The following is an 808-nucleotide window of genomic DNA, read 5'->3' as shown; positions in this document are numbered from 1 at the left end:
ACCCGCACGGCCGCACAGAAAGCCCCGGTGGAAGATATACAGGCGCACGAAGTTGGCCAAGCCCGATGCCATGCCCCGGAGCACCCCTCCGCGCTTGCCCGCCTGGTGCCGTTTCAGGGCCCCCAGCTGCACATACTGCGCCAGCTTTTGCAGGCTGCCGTAAATGGTTTCACGCGAGTAATGCGGCAAGCGCTGCTGCAGGGTGCGCCTGGGAATGTCGCGGCTTGCCAGCCTGGCGCCTTCATGCACCGCGCCCTCGAACCCCAGCAGCGCCTGGCGCGGAAACAGCCGCACGATGCCGCCGATTCGGCGCATCCGGCCCAGGGACTGGCCGNCAAGCGCTGCTGCAGGGTGCGCCTGGGAATGTCGCGGCTTGCCAGCCTGGCGCCTTCATGCACCGCGCCCTCGAACCCCAGCAGCGCCTGGCGCGGAAACAGCCGCACGATGCCGCCGATTCGGCGCATCCGGCCCAGGGACTGGCCGTATTCGACCAGTTCCCAGCAGACCTCCCACACCGATGCTTCATTGGCCTGCACCACCGACCGGATTTCAGCCGCCAGCTGCGGCGTGATCAGCTCGTCCGCATCCAGGAAGAAGATCCAGTCTCCCGTGGCGTGGGCCAGCAAGCGGTTGCGCTGCACCGCAAAGCCCTGCCAGTCGGGATGGGAGTGAACCAGCACGCCTTTGGCGCGGGCGATCTCCAGCGTCCTGTCCTGGCTGCCGCTGTCCACCACGATCACCTCATCGGCGAACGCGGCGCTGTCGATGCAAGCGCCGATGCGCCGCTCCTCGTTCATGGTGAGGATGC

The 808-nt window shown here is 67.4% G+C and carries 2 protein-coding genes; one reads left to right on the top strand and one right to left on the bottom strand.

The features are described from left to right. On the bottom strand, positions 1 to 315 hold a 315-nt coding region (locus tag QZH66_RS17390; protein ID WP_305807092.1), incomplete at its 3' end, for a hypothetical protein. A 77-nt stretch (positions 316 to 392) separates the two neighbouring features. Between QZH66_RS17390 and QZH66_RS17385 the strand changes: the two genes are divergently transcribed. Continuing rightward, a partial coding sequence (locus QZH66_RS17385; RefSeq protein WP_305807091.1) for a hypothetical protein occupies positions 393 to 808 on the top strand: 416 nt, incomplete at its 3' end.

This window comes from Stenotrophomonas sp. YIM B06876, assembly GCF_030711595.1.
In the GTDB taxonomy this organism is placed as follows: Bacteria; Pseudomonadota; Gammaproteobacteria; order Xanthomonadales; family Xanthomonadaceae; genus Stenotrophomonas.
This window is presented reverse-complemented; position numbering and strand designations above follow the sequence as displayed.